Source organism: Enterobacter cloacae complex sp. P16RS2, from assembly GCF_014982155.1.
Classification (GTDB): domain Bacteria; phylum Pseudomonadota; class Gammaproteobacteria; order Enterobacterales; family Enterobacteriaceae; genus Enterobacter; species Enterobacter cloacae_M.
Genome location: NZ_JADCKW010000010.1, coordinates 164192 through 183727, shown reverse-complemented (window position 1 = coordinate 183727; position 19536 = coordinate 164192). Strand labels below are relative to the sequence as shown.

Sequence of the window (19536 nt, the reverse complement as noted above, 5' to 3'; positions counted from 1 at the left end):
CTAGTTATTCTGGTAGATGTCCTTATAAAGCCTGCTTTCGAAGCGAACCAGAGGAATACGACGATTGCGCTGGTCGGCCGGTTCGACGGCATAGCCGGAAAGATACTGCACAAATGCCATGCGTTGTCCGCTGGCGGTAGTGATGAAGCCTGCAAGGTTGTAAACCCCCTGCAGCGAGCCTGTCTTAGCGGATACTTTGCCATCCACGCCGGCAGCGTGAAGCCCGGCGCGATACTGCAGCGAACCGTCATGCCCGGCCAGCGGCAGCATCGAAATAAAGTTTAGCTCAGTGTCATGCTGTGCAATGTACTGAAGCACCTGCATCATCGTGGCCGGCGAGATCAAATTATGACGCGATAATCCGGAGCCATCGACGGCGATGGTATTGCCCAGCTCGATCCCGGCCTGCTGGCGTAGGATCTGACGAACGGCGTCTGAACCCGCGCGCCAGGTGCCCGGCACGCCGAAACGCGCGTGGCCAATCATGCGGAACACGGTGTCGGCAATCATGTTGTCAGACTTTTTCAGCATGATTCGCAGTAAATCGTGCAGCGGCGGAGATTGTTTGCTGGCGATGACCGTGCCGGGCTGGTTGACCTGCGTCTGGCGAAGCAGCGTGCCGCTGTATGTAATGCCCGCTTGTTTTAGCTCATCTTTCAGAATTGCACCCGCATAGCTTGCACCATCCTGTATCGCAAAGGCCAGCGGCAGCGGATCGGCGCGCTGCGTCAGGCAGCCGGTAAGCGTGAAGCGGTTAAGATCGCCCGGCACGACGTCCAGCTCACAATATTGCGCATCCGGTGAGCCTTTCGCCAGCGTTCGGACCTGGCTAAACATTGTGACCGGGTAGTAGGACGCTATGCGGATAAACGCTAAATCGTCCGGCTTTGGCGCGCTGTAAAGCGAAACCGAGAAGCAGTTACGGTCAACAATCGCGGCGGCGGGCGGGGCGCTAAAACATTGTGTCATGTCGTTCCACGGCCAGCCTGGGGCTTTATCGTGGCTGGCAAAGATGGATGTGTCGATCAGCACATTGCCATCAATTTTCTGTACGCCAGATTTTTTCAGTACCGCAACCATATTGCGGATATCCTGGCGTTTAAAGGTCGGATCGCCGCCAAAACGGGCGATAAGATCGCCTTTCAGTGCGCCACCCTCAACGTTACCTTTGGTCTCGAGTGTGGTCGTAAAACGGAAGTCAGGCCCGAGCTGGAGCAGGGCGGCGAGGGCAGTGATCACCTTTTGGGTACTGGCAGGCAGCGCCATCTGTTGACTGTGATAGTCAATCTCGGGAGCCTGTGCGCCAACCTTCTGCACCATCAGGGCGAGGTTCGCGCCTGCTGGGAGCTGATTAATGTACTCATCAACATTCGCGGCCTGGGCAGTGAACGTTATACTGGTAGTCAATCCGATGATAAATCTGGAAAATCGCATAATCTCGCGCTAACAACCCGAAAACAAACCGTCATACTACGGTGCATGGCACTGCAAAGTAAACGATGACCCATAGTGAACTTCGCGGTAAAATGCATATCAAATTGAAAAATTGCTGCTGACCTGGGGCATTGCTCCCGGGTCGGTTTTCTTTTTGCTTCTTGCCCGCTTAGGGGGGCAGGAGCAGGGAACACTGCTCCCAACAGGAATGTTTAAGAGGTATAACAAATGCAAGCTATTCCGATGACCTTACGTGGTGCCGAAAAACTGCGCGAAGAGCTGGATTTCCTGAAATCCGTGCGTCGTCCTGAAATCATCGCCGCTATCGCGGATGCGCGCGAGCATGGCGACCTGAAAGAGAATGCTGAATACCACGCCGCGCGTGAGCAGCAGGGCTTCTGTGAAGGGCGTATTAAAGATATCGAAGCAAAACTTTCCAATGCACAGGTTATCGATATCACCAAAATGCCTAACAACGGGCGTGTGATCTTTGGTTCTACCGTTACCGTGCTGAACCTGGACAACGACGAAGAGCAGACCTATCGCATCGTGGGTGATGATGAAGCAGACTTCAAACAGAACCTGATTTCAGTGAACTCCCCGATTGCTCGCGGCCTGATTGGCAAAGAGCAGGACGATGTTGTCACCATCCGCACCCCTGGTGGTGAAGTGGAATACGAAATTATTAAGGTTGAATACCTGTAATTCGCTTCTCTACTAAGATGTTGATACATTGTAAAGAAAAGAAAAAGGCCGCATAGCGGCCTTTTATCAACTCAAGGAGCATGGCATTTTGCTCGCCTGCTGACAGAAATCCCTCGTTTCACACAGAAAATGTGTTTGATTCAGGATATCCTTAGCGTGGCAGCGAGATTTTACGCTCTTTAGATGGGCGGTAGAGCACCAGCGTTTTACCGATGACCTGTACATTACAGGCGCCGGTTTCGCGCACGATGGCTTCCACGATCAGGTTTTTAGTGTCTCTGTCTTCAGAGGCGATTTTCACCTTGATCAGCTCGTGGTGTTCCAGCGCTTGTTCAATCTCGGCAAGCACCCCTTCGGTCAAACCATTGTTGCCAAGCATCACTACAGGCTTGAGCGGATGTGCCAGACCTTTAAGGTGCTGTTTTTGTTTAGTACTCAGATTCATCGTATATTTTTGCTTACGTTGGGATTGAAAACGGTTCATTCTACCGCCATCTCCCTTATATCGCCAAATAGCTGCGTAGAAATTTACGTCACAGGCAGGTAACGATGAACCAGGACGGAAATGTTAAATGACAGGTAAAAAGCGTTCTGCCAGCTCCAGCCGCTGGCTTCAGGAACACTTTAGCGATAAATATGTTCAACAGGCACAGAAAAAGGGGTTACGTTCCCGTGCCTGGTTTAAACTTGATGAAATACAGCAAAGTGACAAACTTTTTAAGCCGGGGATGACGGTTGTTGACCTCGGTGCGGCACCTGGCGGATGGTCCCAGTATGCGGTAACGCAGATCGGCGGAACGGGCCGAATCATCGCGTGCGATCTTTTACCAATGGATCCCATCGTCGGTGTCGACTTCCTTCAGGGCGACTTTCGTGATGAATTAGTGCTGAAAGCGTTACTTGATCGTGTAGGTGATAGTAAGGTCCAGGTTGTCATGTCAGATATGGCACCAAATATGTGCGGAACACCGGCGGTGGATATCCCCCGCGCCATGTATCTGGTGGAGCTAGCGTTAGAAATGTGTCGTGATGTACTAGCGCCTGGTGGTAGTTTTGTTGTGAAGGTGTTTCAGGGCGAAGGTTTCGAGGAGTATCTTAAGGAAATTCGCTCCCTGTTTGCGAAGGTTAAAGTTCGTAAGCCGGACTCTTCCCGGGCCCGTTCCCGAGAAGTGTATATTGTAGCGACCGGGCGAAAATGATAACCGGTAGATTTCAGGCGAAAGTTTGAATGAAACTGGATATAGAGTATCCTGACGCTGTTTTTAACACAGTTGTAATATGAGGTTAATCCCTTGAGTGACATGGCGAAAAACCTAATACTCTGGCTGGTCATTGCCGTTGTGCTGATGTCAGTATTCCAGAGCTTTGGGCCCAGCGAGTCGAATGGCCGCAAGGTGGATTATTCTACCTTCCTGCAGGAGGTCAATCAGGACCAGGTTCGCGAAGCGCGTATCAACGGACGTGAGATCAACGTTACCAAGAAAGATAGTAACCGTTACACGACTTACATCCCGGTGAACGATCCTAAGCTGCTTGATAACCTTCTGACCAAAAACGTCAAGGTGGTAGGTGAGCCGCCAGAAGAACCAAGCCTGCTGGCTTCTATCTTCATTTCCTGGTTCCCGATGCTGCTTCTTATTGGCGTCTGGATCTTCTTTATGCGTCAGATGCAGGGCGGCGGTGGCAAAGGTGCCATGTCGTTCGGTAAGAGCAAGGCGCGTATGCTGACGGAAGACCAGATCAAGACTACTTTCGCTGACGTCGCCGGTTGTGACGAAGCGAAAGAAGAGGTGGGTGAACTGGTTGAATACCTGCGTGAACCGAGCCGTTTCCAGAAGCTGGGCGGTAAGATCCCGAAAGGCGTGCTGATGGTTGGCCCTCCGGGTACCGGTAAAACCCTGCTGGCGAAAGCCATCGCAGGTGAAGCGAAGGTGCCGTTCTTTACTATTTCAGGTTCTGACTTCGTCGAAATGTTCGTGGGTGTCGGTGCATCTCGTGTGCGTGACATGTTCGAGCAGGCCAAGAAGGCAGCACCGTGCATTATCTTCATCGATGAAATCGACGCCGTAGGCCGCCAGCGTGGCGCAGGCCTGGGCGGTGGTCACGATGAACGTGAACAGACACTGAACCAGATGCTGGTTGAGATGGACGGCTTCGAAGGTAACGAAGGTATCATCGTTATCGCGGCGACTAACCGTCCTGACGTACTTGACCCTGCGCTGCTGCGTCCAGGCCGTTTCGACCGTCAGGTTGTTGTGGGTCTGCCGGACGTTCGCGGCCGTGAACAGATTCTGAAAGTTCACATGCGTCGCGTACCGCTGGCGCCAGATATCGACGCGGCAATCATTGCGCGCGGTACCCCGGGCTTCTCCGGTGCTGACCTGGCGAACCTGGTCAACGAAGCAGCTCTGTTTGCCGCTCGCGGTAACAAGCGCGTCGTATCGATGGTGGAGTTCGAGAAAGCGAAAGACAAAATCATGATGGGTGCGGAACGTCGCTCCATGGTTATGACAGAAGCGCAGAAAGAGTCCACGGCATACCACGAAGCGGGTCACGCGATTATCGGTCGCCTCGTGCCGGAACACGATCCGGTGCATAAAGTGACGATTATTCCGCGCGGTCGTGCGCTGGGTGTGACTTTCTTCCTGCCTGAAGGCGACGCGATCAGCGCCAGCCGCCAGAAGCTGGAAAGCCAGATTTCGACCCTGTACGGCGGTCGTCTGGCAGAAGAGATTATCTACGGTGTGGAACATGTTTCTACCGGTGCGTCCAACGACATTAAAGTTGCGACAAACCTGGCGCGTAACATGGTGACGCAGTGGGGCTTCTCCGACAAACTCGGCCCGCTGCTGTATGCAGAGGAAGAGGGTGAAGTATTCCTGGGCCGTTCTGTGGCTAAAGCGAAACATATGTCCGATGAGACGGCTCGTATCATCGATCAGGAAGTAAAATCTCTGGTAGAACGTAACTACGCACGTGCACGCCAGATCCTGACCGACAATATGGACATCCTGCATTCGATGAAAGATGCGCTCATGAAATATGAGACTATCGATGCACCGCAGATTGACGACCTGATGGCGCGCCGTGAAGTGCGTCCGCCAGCGGGCTGGGAAGACCCAGGCGCTTCCAATAATTCTGACAACAATGGCACCCCGCGTGCGCCGCGTCCGGTTGATGAACCGCGTACGCCAAACCCGGGCAACACCATGTCAGAACAGTTGGGCGATAAGTAAGTTACTGCTGTTGAAGCATTTTTCTGTAATTCAAACCCTGGAGCTTGCTCCGGGGTTTTTCATTTCTGTTTAACGATATAGATACCAGGGATTTCGCCATGAAATTATTCGCTCAGGACTCGCATCTCGATCTTTCACATCCCCATGTGATGGGGATCCTGAATGTTACCCCTGACTCTTTCTCTGACGGCGGCACGCATAACACGCTTATCGAGGCGGTTAAGCACGCGAATTTAATGATTAATGCGGGTGCCACCATCATTGACGTTGGCGGTGAATCGACGCGTCCTGGTGCGGCGGACGTGTCTGTGGAAGAAGAGCTGGCGCGCGTGGTGCCGGTGGTTGAAGCTATCGCGCAGCGGTTTGAAGTGTGGATCTCCGTTGATACCTCTAAACCCGAGGTGATTCGTGAAGTGGCGAGAGTGGGCGCTCACATTATCAATGATATTCGCTCGCTCACTGAGCCTGGCGCACTGGAAGCCGCGGCAGAGACCGGGTTACCGGTATGCCTGATGCACATGCAGGGCCAACCGAAAACCATGCAGGAAGCACCGAAGTATGATGATGTCTTTGCCGACGTGAATAGCTTCTTTATTGAGCATATTGCGCGCTGCGAACGTGCAGGTATCCCAAAAGAGAAATTGTTGCTCGACCCGGGGTTCGGTTTCGGTAAAAATCTCTCCCACAATTATGCGTTGCTTGCGCGCTTATCGGAATTCCATCACTTTGACCTGCCGCTGCTGGTGGGGATGTCGAGAAAGTCGATGATTGGGCAGTTGCTGAACGTGGGGCCGAGCGAACGCCTGAGCGGCAGCCTGGCCTGCGCGGTGATTGCGGCGATGCAGGGCGCGCACATTATTCGTGTCCATGACGTCAAAGAAACAGTAGAAGCCATGCGTGTGGTGGAAGCCACACTGGCAGCGAAGGAAAACAAACGCTATGAGTAATCGTAAGTATTTTGGTACCGATGGTATCCGTGGGCGCGTAGGCGATGCTCCCATCACCCCTGATTTTGTCCTGAAGCTCGGCTGGGCTGCTGGCAAAGTGCTGGCGCGTCATGGTTCCCGTAAGATCATTATCGGTAAAGACACCCGTATTTCCGGCTATATGCTGGAATCAGCGCTGGAAGCGGGTCTGGCGGCGGCTGGACTGTCCGCGTCCTTTACGGGCCCAATGCCAACGCCTGCAGTCGCGTATCTGACGCGTACCTTCCGCGCGGAAGCGGGGATTGTTATCTCAGCTTCTCATAACCCGTTCTACGACAACGGCATTAAATTCTTCTCCATTGACGGCACCAAGCTCCCGGATGACGTGGAAGAAGCCATTGAAGCCGAAATGGAAAAAGAGATCACCTGCGTTGATTCCGCAGAGCTGGGTAAAGCTAACCGTATCGTTGATGCGGCGGGCCGTTATATCGAATTCTGTAAAGGCACCTTCCCGAATGAGCTGAGCCTGGCTCACCTCAAAATTGTGGTGGACTGTGCAAATGGCGCGACCTATCACATCGCCCCGAATGTTTTCCGCGAACTGGGGGCGAAAGTCATCACCATTGGCTGTGAGCCGGATGGTCTGAACATTAACGAGCAGGTGGGGGCAACTGACGTTCGTGCTCTGCAGGCGCGCGTTCTGGCAGAGAAAGCCGACCTGGGCATTGCGCTGGACGGCGACGGTGACCGCGTGATTATGGTCGACCACGAAGGTAATAAGGTCGACGGCGATCAGATCCTCTACATCATTGCCCGTGAGGGCCTGCGTCAGGGCCAGTTGCGCGGCGGTGCGGTGGGCACGCTAATGAGTAACATGGGCCTGGAACTGGCGCTGAAACAGCTCGGTATTCCGTTTGTCCGCGCGAAAGTGGGTGACCGCTATGTGCTGGAAAAACTGCAGGAGAAGGGCTGGCGCATCGGCGCAGAAAATTCGGGTCACGTGATCCTGCTCGATAAAACCACCACCGGTGACGGTATCGTGGCCGCGCTGCAGGTGGTTGCCGCGATGGCGCGCAACCATATGAGCCTGCACGATTTGTGCAGCGGGATGAAGATGTTCCCACAGATCCTGGTAAACGTACGCTTCACTGCCGGTAAAGGCGATCCGCTGGAAAATGAGAACGTTAAAGCAGTGATGGCTGACGTTGAAGCGGCCCTGGGCAATCGTGGACGCGTGCTGCTGCGTAAGTCCGGTACTGAACCGCTGATCCGCGTGATGGTGGAAGGTGAAGACGAAGCGCAGGTAACCGAATTTGCACACCGTATTGCGGATGCTGTGAAAGCTGCATAATTGTGCACGCTAAATGTATAAAAAGGCGGCTTTTGTCGCCTTTGTTTTAAGCAATTAATGGCTTTTTGCTGTTTTTTTCCGCAGTTGATACAATGCGTCAAAAATGCCCTTGCGAAGGTCATTCGCTTTGGTTAGTATTCACACCCGCTTCAGTGGGAAACAAAAATCCTGCTAATTGGTCGAAGCATTGATATGCGGCAAATCCGCAAGGAACAGGTTGATTATGTACGAAGCTCTTTTAGTTATTTTCCTTATTGTAGCCATCGCTCTCGTAGCGCTGATCATGCTGCAGCAAGGTAAAGGCGCTGATATGGGAGCCTCCTTCGGAGCAGGCGCTTCCGGTACGCTGTTCGGTTCAAGTGGTTCTGCGAACTTCATGACCCGCACAACGGCGATTCTGGCTACGCTGTTCTTCATCATCAGTCTGGTGCTTGGCAATATCAACAGCAACAAGACCAGCAAAGGAAGCGAGTGGGAAAACCTGAGCGCGCCAGCGAAAACTGAGCAGACTCAGCCAGCTGCACCGGCTAAGCCAACCAGCGATATCCCGCACTAAGTATTCTGTACCGAGGTGGTGGAATTGGTAGACACGCTACCTTGAGGTGGTAGTGCCCTAACGGGCTTGTGGGTTCGAGTCCCATCCTCGGTACCAATATTCCAGAAGAAAGACGTCGAAAGACGTCTTTTTTTTCGTCTGCATATTCTGAGGTGTGGTTTTGTCGGCCCGGAAAGCGTAGCGCCACCGGGCAAAATGGCGGGTGACGCTGCGCTTACCCGCCCTACGAAAGTCCACAAAAAAGCGCCCTGTGGGAGCCTTTTGCACGTTATATCAGCGATTACTTCTTATCGCTGTGCTCCAGGTTTTCAACCTGCGGCAGACCGTTACCGGAATTCGCGGAGAGCAGGCCATTCTCAACATAGTTGAACAGCTTCTCGCGGGTATCGGTGATGTCCAGGTTACGCATAGTCAGCTGACCGATACGATCGTCCGGCGAGAACACGGATTCACCTTTCTCCATGGTCAGACGCTCTGCTTTATAGGTCAGGTTATCAGACACGGTATTCAGGATGGAGTAGTCGTTACCGCGACGCAGTTCCAGCGTTACTTCACCGGTGATCGCGCTTGCCACCCAACGCTGCAGCGCATCACGCAGCATCAGCGCCTGTGGATCGAACCAGCGGCCCTGATAAAGCAGTTTACCCAGCTGACGGCCATGAGAGTGATACTGCTCAATGGTGTCTTCGTTGTGAATGCCGGTTAGCAGACGCTCGTAAGCGATGTGCAGCAGCGCCATTCCCGGGGCTTCATAGATGCCACGGCTTTTCGCTTCGATGATACGGTTTTCAATCTGATCGCTCATGCCCAGACCGTGACGACCGCCAATACGGTTAGCTTCCAGCATCATCTCAACATCGTCAGAGAAGGTTTTACCGTTCAGCGCAACCGGATGGCCGCGTTCGAAACGCACGGTCACTTCTTCAGCCTGGATTTTGACGTTTTCGTCCCAGAACTTCACGCCCATGATCGGGTTAACGATCTTCACGCTTGAGTTCAGGAATTCCAGGTCTTTCGCTTCGTGCGTCGCACCCAGCATGTTGGAGTCAGTGGAGTAAGCTTTCTCGACGGACATCTTATAGTCGAAACCGCAGGCGATCATAAACTCGGACATCTCATGACGGCCACCCAGCTCGTCGATGAAGTCGGTATCCAGCCACGGCTTGTAGATCTGCAGTTCGGCGTTGGTCAGCAGGCCATAACGATAGAAACGTTCAATATCGTTACCTTTATAGGTGCTACCGTCACCCCAGATGTTGACGCCGTCTTCTTTCATTGCTGCAACCAGCATGGTGCCAGTGACCGCACGACCCAGCGGGGTGGTGTTGAAATAGGTCAGGCCGCCGGTGGTGTTATGGAACGCACCGCACTGAATAGCCGCGATACCTTCAGCGACCAGTTGCTTACGGCAGTCAATCAGGCGCGCGTTCTCTGCACCATACTCTTTAGCGCGACGAGGAATGGCATCATAGTCGTCCTCATCCGGCTGACCCAGGTTCGCGGTATAGGCGTACGGAACCGCTCCCTTCTGGCGCATCCACAGTAGTGCAGCGCTGGTATCCAGGCCACCTGAGAAAGCGATGCCAATACGTTGTCCAACCGGAAGATGCTTGAGAATAGTCGTCATAGAATAAAACCCTGCTTGATTGACTGATTAGAGACCGCTTTCGCTCTCTTGTGCATTTTTATGCAAAATAAGTGAGTATTCATTTAATCATCTTTTGGCGAAGACCGGAAGAGAGTCGTGCGTTTTTTGTAAAAATTTTGGTCTAATTGATCTGGCGGAAGTTGGGTTGACAGGTGGGGTCAACTATCAATATACTAAACGCCGATTTTACGTCCCGTCTTCGGTACCAAATCCCAGCATTATTTGCAAATTCTGTCCAAAACGCGTAGAATTTGCCACGTTTCAGGCGCGGGGTGGAGCAGCCTGGTAGCTCGTCGGGCTCATAACCCGAAGGTCGTCGGTTCAAATCCGGCCCCCGCAACCACTTTCCCATAAAGTTCTTTTTCAAATATACTGTGAAGACTTAGAGCCTTCGTAGCTGGATTTGAAAAAATTCTTTCGGAAAGTGCTCCAGGCCACAGTTGTGGCTATAGGGTTCAGTTATCTAAAGCCCCGATTTATCGGGGTTTTTTGTTATCTGACTACAGAATAACTGGGCTTTACGCCCTTTTTTTATGTCTTGGGGGTGGGCTTGTCCACATTAGAGCAAAAATTAACAGAGATGATTACTGCACCGGTCGAAGCACTGGGCTACGAACTGGTCGGCATCGAATTCGTTCGCGGCCGTACATCGACGCTGCGCATCTATATTGATAGTGAAGATGGCATCAATGTTGATGATTGTGCTGATGTCAGCCACCAGGTGAGTGCGGTTCTTGATGTTGAAGACCCAATTACCGTTGCGTACAACCTGGAAGTTTCCTCACCTGGCCTCGATCGCCCGATGTTCACGGCCGAGCACTATGTGCGCTTTACCGGTGAAGAAGTGGCTCTCGTTCTGCGTATGGCCGTACAGAACCGCCGTAAATGGCAGGGAATTATCAAAGCCGTTGATGGTGAAATGATCACGGTGACAGTCGAAGGCAAAGATGAAGTGTTCGCGCTGAGTAATATCCAGAAGGCGAACCTGGTTCCCCACTTTTAACAGTCTGGATTGAGGTGAAAAGCCCGCGATGAACAAAGAAATTTTGGCTGTTGTTGAAGCCGTCTCCAACGAGAAATCACTGCCGCGTGAGAAGATTTTCGAAGCGCTGGAAAGTGCACTGGCTACAGCAACCAAGAAAAAATACGAACAAGAGATCGATGTTCGCGTAGAAATCGATCGTAAAAGCGGTGACTTCGATACATTCCGTCGTTGGGTAATCGTTGAAGAAGTGACCCAGCCGACCAAAGAGATCACGCTGGAAGCCGCCCGTTTTGAAGACGAAAGTCTGAACGTGGGTGACTACGTTGAAGATCAGATTGAATCTGTGACCTTCGACCGTATCACCACCCAGACCGCTAAACAGGTTATCGTGCAGAAAGTGCGCGAAGCCGAGCGCGCGCTGGTTGTCGATCAGTTCCGCGATCAGGAAGGCGAGATCATCACCGGTGTGGTGAAGAAAGTGAACCGCGACAACATCTCCCTCGAGATCAAATCCGAAGGGTTGCCGGGTAACGCTGAAGCCGTGATCCTGCGTGAAGATATGCTGCCGCGTGAAAACTTCCGCCCAGGCGACCGCATTCGCGGTGTTCTGTACGCCGTTCGTCCTGAAGCGCGTGGTGCACAGCTGTTCGTGACCCGTTCTAAACCAGAAATGCTGGTAGAACTGTTCCGTATCGAAGTGCCGGAAATCGGTGAAGAAGTTATCGAGATTAAAGCGGCGGCTCGCGATCCGGGCTCCCGTGCGAAAATTGCGGTGAAAACCAACGACAAGCGTATCGACCCGGTCGGTGCTTGCGTCGGTATGCGCGGTGCGCGTGTCCAGGCAGTTTCTACTGAGCTGGGCGGCGAACGTATTGATATCGTTCTGTGGGATGACAACCCGGCGCAGTTCGTGATCAACGCAATGGCTCCAGCTGATGTGGCGTCTATCGTTGTTGACGAAGACAAACACACCATGGATATCGCTGTTGAAGCGGGCAACCTGGCGCAGGCAATCGGCCGTAACGGTCAGAACGTACGCCTGGCGTCACAGCTGAGCGGCTGGGAACTCAACGTAATGACCGTTGATGACCTGCAGGCTAAGCATCAGGCTGAAGCCCATGCGGCGATCGATACCTTCACTAAATACCTGGATATTGACGAAGACTTCGCCACTGTTCTGGTTGAAGAAGGTTTCTCTACGCTGGAAGAACTGGCCTATGTGCCAATGAAAGAGCTGCTGGAAATTGACGGTCTGGATGAACCAACCGTTGAAGCCCTGCGTGAACGCGCTAAAAACGCACTGACCACCCTGGCACTGGCTCAGGAAGAAAGCCTTGGCGATAAGAAGCCGGCTGATGACCTGCTGAATCTGGAAGGTCTTGATCGTGCGATTGCGTTCAAGCTGGCTGCCCGTGGTGTTTGTACGCTGGAAGATCTCGCTGAGCAAGGCGTTGATGACCTGGCTGATATCGAAGGTTTAACCGACGAGAAAGCCGGCGAGCTCATCATGGCCGCACGTAATATTTGCTGGTTCGGCGACGAAGCGTAATAAACTGTAGCAGGAAGGAACAGCATGACTGATGTAACTGTAAAATCGCTGGCTGCTGAGATTCAGACCTCCGTGGACCGCCTGGTACAGCAATTTGCTGATGCAGGGATCCCGAAGTCCGCTGATGACTCGGTGACCGCGCAAGAAAAACAAACCTTGTTAACGCACCTGAACCGTGAACACGGTTCTACGCCTGACAAGTTAACGCTGCAGCGCAAAACGCGCAGCACGTTAAACATCCCTGGTACCGGTGGCAAAAGCAAATCGGTACAAATTGAAGTCCGCAAGACGCGCACCTTTGTAAAACGTGATCCGCAAGAGGCAGAACGCCTTGCCGCGGAAGAGCAGGCACAGCGTGAAGCGGAAGAACAAGCTCAGCGTGAGGCGGAAGCAGCCGCCAAACGTGAAGCAGAATTAAAAGCTGAACGTGAGGCCGCAGAAAAAGCGAAACGCGACGCAAGTGATAAAGTGAAGCGTGACGCTGCGGAAAAAGACAAAGTGAGCAATCAACAGACAGACGAAATGACCAAAACCGCCCAGGCTGAAAAAGCCCGCCGTGAAAATGAAGCTGCCGAGCTGAAGCGTAAAGCGGAAGAAGAAGCCCGCCGTAAGCTGGAAGAAGAAGCTCGCCGCGTCGCCGAAGAAGCGCGCCGCATGGCAGAAGAAAACGAGAAGAATGGTGTGAATACCGTTGAGCCGACTGAAGACACCAGCGACTATCACGTGACCACTTCTCAGCATGCGCGTCAGGCTGAAGATGATAACGACCGTGAAGTAGAAGGCGGCCGTGGCCGTGGTCGTAATGCAAAAGCAGCGCGTCCGGCGAAAAAAGGCAACAAGCACGCTGAATCCAAAGCTGACCGTGAAGAAGCACGCGCGGCTGTTCGCGGTGGTAAAGGCGGCAAGCGTAAAGGTTCCGCGCTGCAGCAGGGCTTCCAGAAGCCAGCTCAGGCTGTTAACCGTGACGTTGTGATCGGCGAAACCATTACCGTTGGCGAACTGGCGAACAAGATGGCGGTTAAAGGCTCTCAGGTCATCAAAGCAATGATGAAGCTGGGTGCCATGGCGACCATCAACCAGGTCATCGATCAGGAAACCGCACAGCTGGTTGCTGAAGAGATGGGTCATAAAGTTATCCTGCGTCGTGAAAACGAGCTGGAAGAAGCAGTAATGAGCGACCGTGATACTGGTGCTGCGGCTGAACCGCGTGCACCGGTTGTGACCATCATGGGTCACGTTGACCACGGTAAAACCTCTCTGCTTGACTACATTCGTTCTACTAAGGTTGCCTCTGGTGAAGCGGGTGGTATTACCCAGCACATCGGTGCTTACCACGTAGAAACTGACAACGGTATGATCACCTTCCTGGATACTCCGGGCCACGCCGCGTTTACCTCAATGCGTGCTCGTGGTGCTCAGGCGACGGATATCGTTGTTCTGGTTGTTGCTGCAGACGACGGCGTCATGCCGCAGACCATCGAAGCTATCCAGCACGCGAAAGCAGCAGGTGTGCCGGTTGTCGTTGCAGTGAACAAGATCGATAAGCCAGAAGCGGATCCCGATCGTGTTAAAAACGAACTTTCCCAGTACGGTATTCTGCCGGAAGAGTGGGGCGGCGAAAGCCAGTTCGTACACGTGTCTGCGAAAGCGGGTACCGGTATCGACGAACTGCTGGACGCGATCCTGCTGCAGGCCGAAGTTCTGGAGCTGAAAGCCATCCGTAACGGTATGGCGAGCGGTGCGGTTATCGAATCCTTCCTGGATAAAGGACGTGGCCCGGTTGCTACCGTTCTGGTTCGCGAAGGTACGCTGCATAAAGGCGATATCGTTCTGTGCGGTTTCGAATACGGTCGCGTTCGTGCGATGCGTAACGAACTGGGTCAGGAAGTGCTGGAAGCAGGTCCGTCCATTCCAGTGGAAATCCTGGGTCTGTCCGGTGTTCCGGCTGCCGGTGACGAAGTGACCGTGGTGCGTGACGAGAAGAAAGCGCGTGAAGTGGCACTGTATCGTCAGGGTAAATTCCGTGAAGTTAAACTGGCTCGTCAGCAGAAATCTAAACTCGAGAACATGTTTGCCAACATGACCGATGGCGAAGTTCACGAAGTGAACATCGTTCTGAAAGCCGACGTTCAGGGTTCTGTGGAAGCGATCTCCGACTCCTTGCTGAAACTGTCTACCGACGAAGTGAAAGTGAAGATCATCGGTTCTGGCGTAGGTGGTATCACCGAAACCGACGCGACCCTGGCTGCTGCCTCCAACGCTATCCTGGTTGGCTTCAACGTTCGTGCGGATGCATCCGCGCGTAAAGTGATTGAAGCTGAAAGCCTGGATCTGCGCTACTACTCCGTCATCTATAACCTGATCGACGAAGTGAAAGCAGCGATGAGCGGCATGCTGTCTCCTGAGCTGAAACAGCAGATCATCGGTCTGGCTGAAGTACGTGACGTGTTCAAATCACCGAAATTCGGTGCGATCGCGGGCTGTATGGTTACCGAAGGTAACATCAAGCGTCACAACCCAATCCGCGTACTGCGTGACAACGTGGTTATCTACGAAGGCGAGCTGGAATCCCTGCGCCGCTTCAAAGATGACGTTAACGAAGTCCGTAACGGCATGGAATGTGGTATCGGTGTGAAGAACTACAACGACGTTCGCGTTGGCGATATGATCGAAGTGTTCGAGATCATCGAAATTCAGCGTACCATCGCTTAATCTTCGTCGGCTTTTGGGCCGCCACTGCGTTGGCTGCGCTCGTTCACCCCGGTCACATAGTTATCTATGCTCCCGGGGATTCACGAGCTTGCCGCCTTGTTGCAACCCAAAATCCTTAGAAGATTAACTAGCGTAGGCCGGGTAAGCGAAGCGCCACCCGGCAATAATTTTAAAAGGGGCTTTTAGCCCCTTTTTTGTCTGGAGAATTTATTATGGCGAAAGAATTTGGTCGCCCTCAGCGCGTAGCGCAGGAAATGCAGAAAGAGATCGCACTCATTCTGCAACGTGAAATTAAAGACCCGCGCGTCGGCATGATGACCACCGTTTCCGGTGTCGAAATGTCCCGAGATCTGGCATATGCAAAAGTGTTCGTCACCTTCCTGAACGATCAGGACGAAGCGGCAGTGAAAAACGGCATTAAAGCGCTGCAGGAAGCCTCTGGTTTCATCCGCTCTCTGCTCGGCAAAGCGATGCGCCTGCGTATCGTGCCTGAGCTGACCTTCTTCTACGACAACTCGCTGGTCGAAGGTATGCGTATGTCCAACCTGGTGACCAGCGTGGTTAAACATGACGACGAGCGTCGTGTTAACCCGGCGGACGACAGCAAGGAGGACTAATGAGTCGTCCTCGTCGTCGTGGTCGCGACGTGCATGGTGTGCTGCTGCTGGATAAACCCCAGGGCGCTTCCAGCAACGACGTGCTGCAGAAAGTTAAGCGTATTTATAACGCCAACCGTGCGGGCCACACCGGCGCGCTCGATCCGCTGGCAACCGGCATGCTGCCGGTCTGCCTGGGAGAGGCGACAAAGTTTTCCCAGTACCTGCTCGACTCCGATAAGCGTTACCGCGTTATCGCTAAACTGGGCCAGCGCACGGATACCTCCGACGCGGATGGCCAGGTGGTGGAAGAGCGTCCGGTGACCTTCAGCGCGGAGCAGCTCGATGCTGCGCTGGAGAGCTTCCGTGGGGACACGATGCAGGTGCCGTCGATGTATTCGGCGCTGAAATATCAGGGCAAGAAGCTCTACGAATATGCACGCCAGGGCATTGACGTCCCGCGTGAAGCCCGTCCGATAACCGTGTATGAGCTGCTGTTTATTCGCCATGAAGGCGATGAGCTGGAGCTGGAAGTACACTGTTCGAAAGGGACCTATATTCGCACCATCATCGACGACCTCGGTGAAAAGCTGGGCTGCGGTGCGCATGTGATTTACCTGCGCCGTCTGGCGGTAAGCAAGTACCCGGTGGAGCGGATGGTGACCCTGGAACATCTGCGCGAGCTGGTAGAACAGGCGGAAGCGCAGGGGATTGCGCCGGCAGATTTGCTGGATCCCTTGCTGATGCCGATGGACAGTCCGGCAGCGGACTTCCCGGTTGTTAATCTTCCTTTAACATCGTCCGTTTACTTTAAGAACGGCAACCCGGTTCGTACGGCGGAAGCGCCGCTGGAAGGACTGGTACGCGTGACCGAAGGTGACGAAGGGAAATTCATCGGTATGGGCGAAATGGATGGCGAAGGGCGCGTTGCGCCGCGTCGCCTGGTCGTCGAATATCCGGTCGACGCGTGACGGTGATGACGGCTCACCTTGCGATAAGCAGGGGAGACGAGTAGAATATCGCCGCTTAACGCCTGGTAAATTGTTTAACAATCTGCGGGGCGTACATGGGATTGCTGAATTAGAGATCGGCATCCTTACATTCTTTATACTTTGGAGTTTGAAAATGTCTCTAAGCGTTGAAGCTAAAGCTAAAATCGTTTCTGAGTTTGGTCGTGGTACTAACGACAGCGGTTCTACCGAAGTCCAGGTTGCACTGCTGACTGCACAGATTAACCACCTGCAGGGTCACTTTGCAGAGCACAAAAAAGATCACCACAGCCGTCGTGGTCTGCTGCGTATGGTTTCTCAGCGTCGTAAACTGCTCGACTACCTGAAACGTAAAGATGTTGCACGCTACACCGCGCTGATCGAGCGTCTGGGTCTGCGTCGCTAATTCTTGCGAGTTTCAGAAAAGGGGGCCTGATGGCCCCTTTTTTCAACCAGACGGCAGCAATTCACTGGAAACTATTGTATTGTTGCTATAAATGATCTTCATTGCAGAGGTTCGCGCGGCTAATGAGAGGCTTCACCCATGGGGGTGTTGGTTGTCATTAGTCGCGAGGATGCGAAGAAGGTCGGGTTAAATCGACAGCACACCGGTGGTGTGCTGTCAAACATTTAAGAAAGGACAGAACTTTGCTGAATCCGATCGTTCGTAAATTCCAGTATGGTCAACATACCGTCACGCTGGAAACCGGCATGATGGCACGTCAGGCTACTGCTGCCGTTATGGTAAGCATGGATGACACTGCGGTATTCGTTACCGTTGTTGGCCAGAAAAAAGCTAAACCAGGTCAGGACTTCTTCCCGCTGACCGTTAACTACCAGGAGCGTACCTACGCTGCCGGTAAAATCCCGGGTGGTTTCTTCCGTCGTGAAGGCCGTCCAAGCGAAGGCGAAACCCTGATTGCGCGTCTGATTGACCGCCCGGTTCGTCCGCTGTTCCCGGAAGGCTTCGTTAACGAAGTACAGGTTATCGCGACCGTTGTTTCCGTTAACCCACAGGTTAACCCGGACATCGTTGCCATGATCGGCGCATCCGCTGCCCTGTCACTGTCTGGTATTCCATTCAATGGCCCAATCGGTGCCGCGCGCGTTGGCTACATCAATGACCAGTACGTGCTGAACCCAACCCAGGAAGAGCTGAAAGAAAGTAAGCTGGACCTCGTTGTTGCGGGTACCGAAGCCGCTGTGCTGATGGTTGAATCCGAAGCTGAACTGCTGAGCGAAGACCAGATGCTGGGCGCTGTGGTCTTCGGCCATGACCAGCAGCAGGTTGTTATCCAGAACATCAACGACCTGGTGAAAGAAGCCGGTAAACCACGTTGGGACTGGCAGCCAGAAGCGGCCAACGACGCGCTGAACGCACGTGTTGCTGCACTGGCAGAATCTCGTCTGAGCGATGCATACCGCATCACCGACAAACAGGAGCGTTACGCTCAGGTTGACGTGATCAAATCTGAAGTAACCGCGACCCTGGTTGCCGAAGACGAAACGCTGGACGCTAACGAAATTGGCGAAATCCTGCACGCTATTGAGAAAAACGTTGTTCGTAGCCGCGTGCTGGCTGGCGAGCCGCGTATCGATGGCCGTGAAAAAGACATGATCCGTGGTCTGGACGTGCGTACTGGCGTGCTGCCACGTACTCACGGTTCTGCGCTGTTCACCCGTGGTGAAACGCAGGCGCTGGTTACCGCGACCCTGGGTACAGCCCGTGACGCGCAGATCATCGACGAACTGATGGGCGAGCGCACTGACAGCTTCCTGTTCCACTACAACTTCCCTCCGTACTCCGTAGGTGAAACCGGCATGGTTGGCTCACCGAAGCGTCGTGAAATTGGTCACGGTCGTCTGGCGAAGCGCGGCGTGCTGGCAGTGATGCCAGAAGCAGACAAATTCCCATACACCGTACGTGTGGTGTCTGAAATCACAGAATCTAACGGTTCTTCTTCCATGGCTTCCGTGTGTGGTGCCTCTCTGGCGCTGATGGATGCAGGCGTGCCAATCAAAGCCGCCGTTGCGGGTATCGCAATGGGCCTGGTGAAAGAAGGCGACAACTATGTTGTTCTGTCTGACATTCTGGGCGACGAAGACCACCTGGGTGATATGGACTTCAAAGTAGCGGGTTCCCGCGAAGGTATCTCTGCGCTGCAGATGGATATCAAAATTGAAGGTATCACCAAAGAGATCATGCAGGTTGCGCTGAACCAGGCTAAAGGTGCTCGTCTGCACATCCTGGGCGTGATGGAACAGGCGATTAACGCGCCGCGTGGCGACATTTCTCAGTTCGCTCCACGTATCCACACCATCAAGATCAACCCAGACAAGATCAAAGATGTTATCGGTAAGGGCGGTTCCGTAATCCGTGCTCTGACCGAAGAGACTGGCACCACGATCGAAATCGAAGATGACGGTACTGTGAAGATCGCAGCAACCGACGGCGAGAAAGCGAAATTCGCGATCCGTCGCATCGAAGAAATCACGGCAGAGATCGAAGTGGGCCGCGTCTACGCAGGTAAAGTGACCCGTATCGTTGACTTTGGCGCGTTCGTTGCCATCGGTGGCGGTAAAGAAGGTCTGGTTCACATCTCTCAGATCGCTGACAAGCGCGTTGAGAAAGTGACCGATTACCTGCAGATGGGTCAGGAAGTACCGGTGAAAGTTCTGGAAGTTGATCGCCAGGGCCGTATCCGTCTGAGCATTAAAGAAGCAACCGAGCAGTCTCAGCCAGCTGCTGCGCCAGAAGCACAGGCAGCAGAACAGCAAGGCGAGTAAGTTGCCATTTGCCCTCCGCTTTGCGGAGGGCCTATTATCAGGCAGGACGCCTTGTTAAGCCG

General features: G+C 53.5%; 16 protein-coding genes and 2 tRNA genes. 15 read left to right on the top strand and 3 right to left on the bottom strand.

Translation table 11 applies throughout. The annotated features are described in order from the left end of the window. Positions 1-1434, bottom strand: a complete 1434-nt coding sequence (gene dacB, locus INF68_RS07915) for a serine-type D-Ala-D-Ala carboxypeptidase (protein ID WP_045355406.1) — start codon at positions 1432-1434, stop codon at positions 1-3. A 228-nt stretch (positions 1435-1662) separates the two neighbouring features. Between dacB and greA the strand changes: the two genes are divergently transcribed. Then, positions 1663-2139, top strand: a complete 477-nt coding sequence (greA, locus tag INF68_RS07910; RefSeq protein WP_014171793.1) for a transcription elongation factor GreA — start codon at positions 1663-1665, stop codon at positions 2137-2139. Between the two features lie 151 nt (positions 2140-2290). Here greA and yhbY read toward each other — a convergent pair whose 3' ends face one another. Beyond that, entirely contained in the window at positions 2291-2584 is a 294-nt protein-coding gene (gene yhbY, locus INF68_RS07905) for a ribosome assembly RNA-binding protein YhbY (RefSeq protein WP_003861814.1), read from the bottom strand. 127 nt (positions 2585-2711) lie between these two features. Here yhbY and rlmE point away from each other — a divergent pair, with 127 nt between their 5' ends. The 6 genes from rlmE to INF68_RS07875 all read left to right on the top strand — a co-directional run bounded on the left by rlmE (position 2712) and on the right by INF68_RS07875 (position 8304). Then, complete coding sequence (gene rlmE, locus INF68_RS07900) at positions 2712-3338, top strand: 23S rRNA (uridine(2552)-2'-O)-methyltransferase RlmE (RefSeq protein WP_003861812.1); 627 nt, start codon at positions 2712-2714, stop codon at positions 3336-3338. A 102-nt stretch (positions 3339-3440) separates the two neighbouring features. Then, positions 3441-5375 (top strand): ATP-dependent zinc metalloprotease FtsH, encoded by a 1935-nt coding sequence (ftsH, locus tag INF68_RS07895; RefSeq protein ID WP_029739626.1) that lies wholly within the window; start codon positions 3441-3443, stop codon positions 5373-5375. Between the two features lie 98 nt (positions 5376-5473). Continuing rightward, positions 5474-6322, top strand: coding sequence for a dihydropteroate synthase (gene folP / locus INF68_RS07890; protein WP_109845835.1), 849 nt, complete (start codon positions 5474-5476; stop codon positions 6320-6322). Continuing rightward, positions 6315-7652: a phosphoglucosamine mutase gene (gene glmM, locus INF68_RS07885; protein WP_023309339.1), complete on the top strand. Its 1338-nt coding sequence runs from the start codon at positions 6315-6317 to the stop codon at positions 7650-7652. Before folP ends, glmM begins: the two co-directional genes overlap by 8 nt. Before the next feature lie 223 nt (positions 7653-7875). Next, a complete protein-coding gene (secG, locus tag INF68_RS07880) occupies positions 7876-8208 on the top strand; it encodes a preprotein translocase subunit SecG (RefSeq protein ID WP_023333590.1) in 333 nt (110 codons plus the stop codon). A 9-nt stretch (positions 8209-8217) separates the two neighbouring features. Next, positions 8218-8304, top strand: a tRNA-Leu gene (locus INF68_RS07875). 184 nt (positions 8305-8488) lie between these two features. Here INF68_RS07875 and argG read toward each other — a convergent pair. Further along, entirely contained in the window at positions 8489-9835 is a 1347-nt protein-coding gene (gene argG / locus INF68_RS07870) for an argininosuccinate synthase (protein WP_109845834.1), read from the bottom strand. 287 nt (positions 9836-10122) lie between these two features. On the opposite strand from argG, the gene INF68_RS07865 reads away from it, so the two are divergent. The 8 genes from INF68_RS07865 (at position 10123) to pnp (ending at position 19474) form a co-directional block, all read left to right on the top strand. Next, positions 10123-10199: transfer RNA gene (locus INF68_RS07865), tRNA-Met, on the top strand. Between the two features lie 207 nt (positions 10200-10406). Further along, entirely contained in the window at positions 10407-10859 is a 453-nt protein-coding gene (gene rimP, locus INF68_RS07860; RefSeq protein ID WP_014833432.1) for a ribosome maturation factor RimP, read from the top strand. A gap of 28 nt (positions 10860-10887) precedes the next feature. Beyond that, positions 10888-12390, top strand: a complete 1503-nt coding sequence (gene nusA / locus INF68_RS07855) for a transcription termination factor NusA (RefSeq protein WP_003861798.1) — start codon at positions 10888-10890, stop codon at positions 12388-12390. A 24-nt stretch (positions 12391-12414) separates the two neighbouring features. Beyond that, positions 12415-15102: a translation initiation factor IF-2 gene (gene infB, locus INF68_RS07850; protein WP_023309335.1), complete on the top strand. Its 2688-nt coding sequence runs from the start codon at positions 12415-12417 to the stop codon at positions 15100-15102. A 212-nt stretch (positions 15103-15314) separates the two neighbouring features. Next, positions 15315-15719, top strand: coding sequence for a 30S ribosome-binding factor RbfA (gene rbfA, locus INF68_RS07845; protein ID WP_003024988.1), 405 nt, complete (start codon positions 15315-15317; stop codon positions 15717-15719). Next, complete coding sequence (gene truB / locus INF68_RS07840) at positions 15719-16669, top strand: tRNA pseudouridine(55) synthase TruB (protein WP_045355410.1); 951 nt, start codon at positions 15719-15721, stop codon at positions 16667-16669. The genes rbfA and truB overlap by 1 nt, the downstream gene beginning before the upstream one ends. A gap of 154 nt (positions 16670-16823) precedes the next feature. Further along, on the top strand, positions 16824-17093 hold the full coding sequence (rpsO, locus tag INF68_RS07835) for a 30S ribosomal protein S15 (RefSeq protein ID WP_003861789.1): 270 nt from the start codon (positions 16824-16826) through the stop codon (positions 17091-17093). Positions 17094-17335: 242 nt separating this feature from the next. Beyond that, the gene (gene pnp / locus INF68_RS07830) at positions 17336-19474 is read left to right on the top strand and encodes a polyribonucleotide nucleotidyltransferase (protein ID WP_126785726.1); all 2139 of its coding nucleotides are present in this window, start codon (positions 17336-17338) and stop codon (positions 19472-19474) included. Positions 19475-19536: the final 62 nt, after the last annotated feature.

Excerpts from the sequence above, each read along its gene's own strand:
- ftsH (WP_029739626.1), top strand. The coding sequence starts at position 3,441 with ATGGCGAAAAACCTAATACTCTGGCTGGTCATTGCCGTTGTGCTGATG.
- secG (WP_023333590.1), top strand. The coding sequence starts at position 7,876 with ATGTACGAAGCTCTTTTAGTTATTTTCCTTATTGTAGCCATCGCTCTC.
- folP (WP_109845835.1), top strand. The coding sequence starts at position 5,474 with ATGAAATTATTCGCTCAGGACTCGCATCTCGATCTTTCACATCCCCAT.
- glmM (WP_023309339.1), top strand. The coding sequence starts at position 6,315 with ATGAGTAATCGTAAGTATTTTGGTACCGATGGTATCCGTGGGCGCGTA.
- rpsO (WP_003861789.1), top strand. The coding sequence starts at position 16,824 with ATGTCTCTAAGCGTTGAAGCTAAAGCTAAAATCGTTTCTGAGTTTGGT.
- truB (WP_045355410.1), top strand. The coding sequence starts at position 15,719 with ATGAGTCGTCCTCGTCGTCGTGGTCGCGACGTGCATGGTGTGCTGCTG.
- argG (WP_109845834.1), bottom strand. The coding sequence starts at position 9,835 with ATGACGACTATTCTCAAGCATCTTCCGGTTGGACAACGTATTGGCATC.
- rbfA (WP_003024988.1), top strand. The coding sequence starts at position 15,315 with ATGGCGAAAGAATTTGGTCGCCCTCAGCGCGTAGCGCAGGAAATGCAG.
- rlmE (WP_003861812.1), top strand. The coding sequence starts at position 2,712 with ATGACAGGTAAAAAGCGTTCTGCCAGCTCCAGCCGCTGGCTTCAGGAA.
- nusA (WP_003861798.1), top strand. The coding sequence starts at position 10,888 with ATGAACAAAGAAATTTTGGCTGTTGTTGAAGCCGTCTCCAACGAGAAA.
- infB (WP_023309335.1), top strand. The coding sequence starts at position 12,415 with ATGACTGATGTAACTGTAAAATCGCTGGCTGCTGAGATTCAGACCTCC.
- greA (WP_014171793.1), top strand. The coding sequence starts at position 1,663 with ATGCAAGCTATTCCGATGACCTTACGTGGTGCCGAAAAACTGCGCGAA.
- dacB (WP_045355406.1), bottom strand. The coding sequence starts at position 1,434 with ATGCGATTTTCCAGATTTATCATCGGATTGACTACCAGTATAACGTTC.
- yhbY (WP_003861814.1), bottom strand. The coding sequence starts at position 2,584 with ATGAATCTGAGTACTAAACAAAAACAGCACCTTAAAGGTCTGGCACAT.